This is a genomic window from Gordonia sp. (in: high G+C Gram-positive bacteria), from assembly GCF_020438995.1.
In the GTDB taxonomy this organism is placed as follows: Bacteria; Actinomycetota; Actinomycetes; order Mycobacteriales; family Mycobacteriaceae; genus Gordonia.
The window spans coordinates 31,589-39,060 of record NZ_JAGQTN010000190.1 but is presented as its reverse complement, the minus strand read 5'-3'; the positions used below and the strand labels follow the sequence as shown (position 1 = coordinate 39,060).

Genomic DNA, 7,472 nt, shown 5'->3' with positions numbered 1-7,472 from the left:
GGTTATGGTGCGCTGCAGAAGATCGTCAACAAGGACGGCAGCCCGCATGATCGGGCCGTATTCGCCAAGACCATCGACCTGTACCTGGTCGGCACGTTCAACGTGCTGCGTCTGGCCTCGGCCGAGATCGCCAAGCTCGATCCCAAGGAGTCCGGCGAGCGCGGGGCGGTTGTGATGACCAGTTCCATCGCCGGTTACGAAGGCCAGATGGGTCAGGCCGCCTATGGTGCGGCCAAGGCCGGCGTCATCGGGCTGACGATCTCCAGTGCGCGCGACCTGAGCTCGGTGGGAATCCGGGTGAACTCGATCGCGCCGGGCACCATGGCCACCCCGATCATGAAGGGTGTGGGCGAGGCGATGCTGGCCCGGTTCACCGCCAACATCCCGTTCCCCAAGCGGCTCGGCGAGCCCGACGAATTCGCCGCCCTCGCGCAGCACCTGCTGGAGAACACCTACCTCAACGGCGAGGTCATCCGCATCGACGGTGCCCAGCGCTTCACCTACCGCTGACGTCAGGCGGCTATCTCGCCGGACCCTTCGTGACGCAGTCGGCTCCTCGGGGATCAAGATTGTCGGCCGCGACCAGACATCTTGATCCCTGAGGCCGAAGCGACGTAGGAGTGAGGGTCACGAAGGGTCCGGTGAGGTGCGTGCATGACGTCGCCACCGCGAGAAACCGACGTTCGCAACCACCACGGACCTCCGACCTGTTATCTTTATCGTAAGGCTTACGGTACTATTTGGGGTAGGCCCGATGAATGAGGCGATCCGAGCGCAGACGACAGCCGGAATGCGCGGGTGGCAGGAGGAAACAGTGACCCAGGCGACCACAGCGGTGGAGTTCGACCCGTTCTCGATGGAGTTCTACAACGGCGCCCAGGACATCTACGCGCGCCTGCGTGCAGAGGCTCCGGTCTACTACAACGAGCAGTACGACTTCTACGCACTGAGCAGGCACGCCGACGTCGCACCCGCCTATCGCGACTACGAGACCTTCTCCTCGGCCAAGGGCGTCGACCTGTCGGCGGTCCGGACCGGCCAGGACGCCGCTTTCAAGTCGATCATCACCCTCGACCCACCCGAGCATCGCTACATGCGAAGCCTGGTCAGCAAGGTGTTCACACCGCGCGCCATCGCGGGTCTGCGGGAGATGGTCACCGACCGCATCGGGTTCTACCTGAATCAGAACAAGGGTAAAGCCGAGTTCGACCTCATCCAGGACTTCTCGGCACTGTTTCCGATCGACATCGTCTCGCGCATGCTTGGCGTGCCCGAGGACGAGCGCACCCAGGTCCGGGTGTGGACCGACGAGTTGCTGTACCGGGACGTCGGTCAGGTGGAGCTCGACGAGCGCGGCATCAAGGCGGTCATCGCGATCACCAGGTACTACCACGCGCTGGCCAAGAAGCGCCGCGACGAGCCGCAGGACGACATGATCTCCAGGCTGATCGAAGCGCGGGTGGAGCGCACCGACGATCAGCCGCCGTCGCTGTCGAACATCGAGATCGCGATGTTCGGTGCGCTCCTCGGCGGTGCCGGAGCCGAAACGGTCGCCAAACTGATCGGCGGCGCCGGCGTCATCTTCAGCGAACACCAGGATCAGTGGCAGGAGCTGTACAACGACCGCAGCAAGATCGGCGACGCCGTCGAGGAACTGCTGCGGATCTCCTCGCCCAACCAGTACAACGTGCGCTACCTGACCAAGGAGATCGAACTACACGGGGTCACCATCCCCGCCGGTAAGCCGATCTTCCTGCTCATCGGTTCGGCCAACCTCGACCCCGAGGCATGGACAGATCCCGATGTGTTCAACATCAACCGTAACCTTCGGGAAGCACCCAACCTCGCGTTCGGTTACGGCCTGCACAGTTGTCTGGGCGCGGCGCTGGCCCGGCTCGAAAGTTCCATCGCCCTCGACATGATGCTCGACTTCATGCCGCGCTTCGAGGTCGACCGAGCCAACTGCAAGCGGGTGACGATGCAGAATGTCGCCGGCTGGAACAACGTACCCACCCGCGTGCTCGCCTGACCTGCCGTTCGCACTGACGGGAAGGCGACCCGCTGCCGGTTGAGGTGCGAGCCCACGAGCCTCGAAACCTGGTGAGACGACAATGTTCTCCTACGAGGTTTGCCAGGCTCGGTCGCCGGGCGACCTCACGCCTCATAGCTGGCGAAAGGGGTCGGTTTTCCGTCGGGGCAAAGAGCTCTGGAGACTCAACCGGCGGGGCGGTGGTCGAGGGGAGCGGGTCAGAGCAGGGCGAGGGGCATCGTGATCAGGCCCGCGGTGTGGGGGGCGGTTTCGGCGGGTGTCCGCTCGGCGGACGCGCTGCGTGTGGGGGTGACCCGGTAGATCGGCACCGCCGGATAGCGGATCGCCAGGCGGATGGCCGCGGCTGCGTCGGCGTCCTCGGCCAGCACGATCGCGCAGTCACCGCCGCGCGCGGTGATCAGTCCGGTCAGTTTCTCGATCGACGGGTCCGCGTCGATGGAACTGATGGTGGCCGCACCTTTGCCGCGCGGCCCGGTGAACGCGGTGACGTCGGCGGCGAATCCGGTGCCGTCGGGGGCGACCACACACAGCCGCGGTACCCGGCGTCCCTCGGCGGCGGGGATGCGGCCGGCGGCGACACACACGGCGAACGTCAATTGCGATGTGCCGCATACATATACGGTGGTCGGCGCTTTGGTCGCGAGATCGTCGGCGATGCGCCCGGCGGTCGCCTCATAGCGGCTGATCACCTCGGGCTGCCAGCGGACCGGATCGAACACGGGCTGGCTGCGGCGCCACATCTCGGCCTGCCACGGATCATCGATACGGATCGAGACGGGGACCGGCGAGTCCGGATCTCCCATCGCGGCGTCGTGACCGGCGAGGCGGACGAGGTTGGTCTGGGTGTCGGCGCTGAGCAGATGCAACGCCGACAGCGTACCCGCGGGGTCAGGATCGGTGGTGATACGGGCGCCGGCGGATCGTGCCATGCGCACCGCGTCGGGATGTGTGCCGTGGTCGATCAGCACCAGCGTCGACCCCGATTCGCGGGCGGTGGCGGCGATGCCTGCCAGCGCACCGAGATCATCGATGCCGTCGACCACCGTGAGCGACTTGGCGAACCGGATCGCGGCGCGGTCGAACTGCGGTCTGAACACTGTGTACACCACGCCCGCCAGCAGTGTCAGGACGACGAGGACGCCGCCGGCGCGGGCGAGGTCGTAGGCGACCGGGGATTGCATGCAGGCCGCGGAGCCGTCGGCGGGGGCCCGGCCGCCGGCCACGAACAGGGCCAGCGTCGACGCCAGCGAACCGACACCGGGCACCTGGTCGGTGGGGCAGCGCCAGAAGCTGGCCAGACCGAGCACCAGGGACACGCCGCCGGTCGCGGCCACGAGGGTGACTGCCGATCCCGCGGTCCGGCGGCCACTCTCGGACAAGCGCAACCACACGGCCAGCCCGGCAAGCGCGACGACGATCAGTGCCGTCGGCCACGACCCGGGTTCACCGAACCAGCCCGCCCAGCCATCGGGCCGCAGCCCGGGCCCCACCGCCAGCACGCACAGGTAGATCCCGATCAGCACGAGAACACCGGCGATGACGGCGGACACCTTCGATCGGGGTCCGGCCCCGCTCCACCACTTGGTCATCAGTCATGGATATCAGGCCCGGGCGACATTCTCACGGCGCCCGCGCCAGGGGAGGCCGGGTTCACCCCATCCGGATCTGACCGCCCCCGTCACAGCCGTCGGAAAACGCCGTTCGGCGGAATCAGCGGGGACCAAAGACTCAGAGGTTACAGACTGACGACGGTGGCGCCGGCGGTGCCCGGCGCGCCGTAGAGGAGTGCGAAACCCGCCGTCGGGTTGCCTGGAACCTGCCGGTCGCCGGCGGTGCCGCGCAGCTGGTGGACGAGCTCGTGCAGCTGCCGCAGCCCCGACGCGCCGATCGGCTCACCGTTGGCGATCAAGCCGCCGTCGGTGTTGACCGGCATCGAACCGCCGATCTCGGTCGCGCCGTCGGCGATGAGCTTCTCCTGGTCGCCGTCGGCGCAGAATCCGGCCTCTGCCATGTGGATCACCTCGGCGCCGGCGTCGGTGTCCTGAAGCTGGATGATGCCGACGTCCTCGGGACCGATGCCGGCCTTCTCGAACGCGGCGCGTGCGGCGTACACCGACGGCGCAACGTCCTCGGCGACAGGTGCGTAGGTGGTGTTGACCTCGTACGCACCGTAGGTGCGGGTGCGCACCTCGACGGCCTTGACGAACACCGGCTTGGACGTGAACTTGTGCGCGAGGTCGGCACGGCACATGATGACCGCCGCCGCGCCTTCGTCGGGTGCGCAGAACATCAGGTGTGTCAGCGGATAGTTGAGCATCGGCGAGTCCAGGATTGCCTGCTCGTCCATCGGCTTGCGGCGGAAGGCGTTCGGGTTGAGCACACCGTTGCGGTAGTTCTTGGCGGCCACCTTGGCCAGGGTCCGGTGCGAGATGCCGTGCTCGTGGAGGTAGCGGTTGGCCTTCATCCCGAAGAACTGGGTGGTCAGGTACTGGCCGTTCTCGCCGTACCACTTCGGCATCCCGACGAGTGTCGGGTCGACGGTGAACGCACCCCGCGGATGTTTGTCCAGGCCGATCGCGATGCCGATGTCGTACTTGCCCAGCGCGATCGCGTCGGCGACGGCCTCGGTGGCCGATGCCGCGGTGGCACACGCGTTGAACACATTGGTGAACGGGATGCCGGTCAGGCCCATCTGGCCGACGATGGCGTCGGGGTTGGCGATCTCCCAGCTGCCGCCCGCGGCGAACTGGATGTCCTTCCATTCCAGCCCGGCATCGGCGAGGGCGGCGCGGATCGCGTCGACACCCATTTCCATCGCGGTCTTTCCTTCGAAGCGGCCGAACGGGTGCAGGCCCACCCCGATGATGGCGACGTCGTTGGTCATGGGTCAGGCTCCTACCGGTTGAAAGGCGAAGGTGAGGACTTCCTCGCCGTCGGCGTCGTGGCCGAGCGGCAAGGTAGTGACCTCGACGGTCGCGCCGAATTCCAGCTTCGCCGGGTCGTTCTCGGTCAGCCGGCCTTCGATGCGGATCACGTCGCCGAGTTGCACCAGCCCGACTCCGAACGGGGTGAACGTTTCCCGGGTCTCGTCGCCGAGGTACGGTGCGCCGGGCAGGAATCCCTGCGTGGTCCAGGCGATGAGGGTGCCGGTGCGCGGGAACGTGGTCTGCTCCACGGTGTCCCTACTGCATCGCGGGCACAGTTCCTGAATCGGGAAAACCGCTGCACCGCAGTCTTCTTCGTTACAGACACCGCCCACCAGCGCGACGTCGGCGTCGGGCCAGGTGGAGATGTCGGGGGAGATCATGCGTGTCATGTGTCGTCCTTGGTTGTTGCGTCAGGTGTCTCGGGTCGCCGGACCCTTCGTGACCCTCGCTCCTTCGTCGCTTCGGCCTCAGGGATCAAGATGGTGGTCGGCCTTTTGTCGCTTCGGCCTCAGGGATCAAGATGGTGGTTGGCTTTTTGTTGCTTCGGCTTCGGGGATCGAGATGGTGGTTGGCTTTTTGTCGCTTCGGCCTCGAGCTTCTTGATCCCTGAGGAGGGTCGCGCGAGCTTGCGAGCCGACTCGTCACGAAGGGTCGGGTGAGAGGCGCTCCTAGCTGTCGGCCTCCGCTGACAGGGCGGCTTGTTCGCGGGCCCAGCGGTAGTCGGCCTTGCCGACGGGGCTGCGCTGGATCCGGGCGCGGAACAGGACCGCCTTGGGCAGTTTGTAGCGGGCGATGGACGACGCGGCGTGCTCGACGAGGTCGTCCTCGGAAACCTCTGCGCCGTCGAGGGTTTCGACGATCGCCACCACCTCGTTGCCCCAGCGGTCGCTCGGGCGGGCAGTCACCAGCACGTCGGCGACGGCCGGATGGGAGGCGATCGCGAGTTCCACCTCTTCGGCGAAGATCTTCTCGCCGCCGGAGTTGATGGTCTGCGAGTCACGGCCGAGTAGCCGGATTGTGTTGTCGGCGAGGCGTTCTGCCCGATCTCCGGGTAGCGCGTAGCGGGTGCCGGCGACCACCGGGAAGGTCTTGGCGGTCTTTTCCGGGTCGCCCTTGTAGCCGAGCGGGACGTGACCGCGCTGGGCTAGCCAGCCGATGTGGCCGTCGCCGGCGGTGGTCTCGCCGGTCAGATCCTCGGTGACCACGGTCGTGTTGGTGCCAGGGTTGAACGTGCCGGTCGACACCGCGCCGGCCGTCGACACGTGCGTCATCTGCGCACCGGTCTCCGACGATCCGGTGCCGTCCATGACGATCGCGCCATCGAAGACGGCCAGCGCCCGCTCCTTGATCTGCGGTGACAGCACCGCACCGCCGTTGGCGAAGATCTTGATCGAGGAGACGTCGCGTTCGCCCTTCTCGAACTCGGTGAGCAGCGGACGGGCGATCGCGTCGCCGACGACCATCAGCACCGTCGGCTGTTCCTTCTCGATGGTCGCGGCGATCGCCGCGGGGTCGAGGCGTTCGGGCACGTCGGAGAACACCAGCGTCTGACCGGATGTGCTGGCGGTGAGCGCGGCCCACTGGGCGGCGGCGTGGATCAGCGGCGGCACCACGAACACCTTGAGTGCTCCGCCGCCGCCGGCGCGTTCGGCGATCTCCGTGATCGAGGTGACCGCCTCGCCGGTGTACACGTTCCGGCCGCCGCAGGCACCCATGAAGATGTCGTTCTGCCGCCACAGCACGCCCTTGGGCATGCCGGTGGTACCGCCGGTGTACACGATGTACAGGTCGTCGGGGGATGGTTGTGCACCAGACAGATCGGGTTCGGTGTCGGCGATGACCTGCTCGTAGTCGGTGGCGCCGTCGAGCAGCGCGTTGCCCGAGTCGTCGGCGATCTGGATGAGCACCTTGAGGCTGGGCACCCGCGACAGTACGTCCGCCAGCGTGGGTGCGAACGCGGCGTGGTAGATCAGCGCGGTGGGCGCGGCGTCGTTGAGCAAGTATTCGAGCTCGCTCTTGACGTAGCGGTAGTTGACGTTGAACGGTGCCACGCGCGCCCGGAACGCCGCGTGCATCGACTCGACGTATTCGTTGCCGTTGTAGGTGTAGAAGCCGACGAGGTCCTGGCCGACCTGGTCGCCGGTCAGGTCGGCGCGGTCGGTGTGTACTCCGAGGCCGCGTGAGCGCAGGTAGGTGGCCAGGCGCCGGGAGCGGTCGGCGATCTCCCGCTGGGTGAAGCGGCGATCGCCGAAGATCACCAGGTCGCGGTCGGGAATGGCATCGGCGACGGCGTCGAAGACCTCGGGGAAGGCGAATTCGGGTGCGGTGCTCAGTTCACTCAAGGCGGCTCCCTCGGCAGTGGGTGTGGGCGTGGGTGTGGGCGTGGGTATCGGCTGCCCACACCTGTGCGGTCTGTCTAACTGTAAGCCTTTCGGCAGCAATGGGACAGTGGCGTCCGGAAATTGCCCGGCACCTGCGGCCCGATATTGCGGAAG

General features: G+C 66.9%; 6 protein-coding genes. 2 read left to right on the top strand and 4 right to left on the bottom strand.

Annotation, left to right across the window (positions count from 1 at the left end):
- Window positions 1-510: SDR family oxidoreductase (locus tag KDB67_RS14015; RefSeq protein WP_291016677.1), on the top strand; the 510-nt coding region annotated here is incomplete at its 5' end.
- Between the two features lie 280 nt (window positions 511-790).
- Window positions 791-2,029 (top strand): cytochrome P450, encoded by a 1,239-nt coding sequence (locus KDB67_RS14010; RefSeq protein ID WP_291016684.1) that lies wholly within the window; start codon window positions 791-793, stop codon window positions 2,027-2,029.
- Between the two features lie 218 nt (window positions 2,030-2,247).
- Here KDB67_RS14010 and KDB67_RS14005 read toward each other — a convergent pair whose 3' ends face one another.
- The 4 genes from KDB67_RS14005 to KDB67_RS13990 all read right to left on the bottom strand — a co-directional run bounded on the left by KDB67_RS14005 (window position 2,248) and on the right by KDB67_RS13990 (window position 7,319).
- Complete coding sequence (locus KDB67_RS14005; protein WP_291016675.1) at window positions 2,248-3,639, bottom strand: hypothetical protein; 1,392 nt, start codon at window positions 3,637-3,639, stop codon at window positions 2,248-2,250.
- Window positions 3,640-3,785: 146 nt separating this feature from the next.
- The gene (locus KDB67_RS14000; protein WP_291016673.1) at window positions 3,786-4,934 is read right to left on the bottom strand and encodes a thiolase family protein; all 1,149 of its coding nucleotides are present in this window, start codon (window positions 4,932-4,934) and stop codon (window positions 3,786-3,788) included.
- Window positions 4,935-4,937: 3 nt separating this feature from the next.
- Window positions 4,938-5,366, bottom strand: coding sequence for an OB-fold domain-containing protein (locus KDB67_RS13995; protein WP_291016670.1), 429 nt, complete (start codon window positions 5,364-5,366; stop codon window positions 4,938-4,940).
- 279 nt (window positions 5,367-5,645) lie between these two features.
- Complete coding sequence (locus tag KDB67_RS13990; protein WP_291016668.1) at window positions 5,646-7,319, bottom strand: acyl-CoA synthetase; 1,674 nt, start codon at window positions 7,317-7,319, stop codon at window positions 5,646-5,648.
- Window positions 7,320-7,472 lie beyond the last annotated feature (153 nt).

Coding starts and splice junctions, on each gene's coding strand:
- KDB67_RS14010 (WP_291016684.1), top strand. CDS start 791: ATGCGCGGGTGGCAGGAGGAAACAGTGACCCAGGCGACCACAGCGGTG.
- KDB67_RS14000 (WP_291016673.1), bottom strand. CDS start 4,934: ATGACCAACGACGTCGCCATCATCGGGGTGGGCCTGCACCCGTTCGGC.
- KDB67_RS14005 (WP_291016675.1), bottom strand. CDS start 3,639: ATGACCAAGTGGTGGAGCGGGGCCGGACCCCGATCGAAGGTGTCCGCC.
- KDB67_RS13995 (WP_291016670.1), bottom strand. CDS start 5,366: ATGACACGCATGATCTCCCCCGACATCTCCACCTGGCCCGACGCCGAC.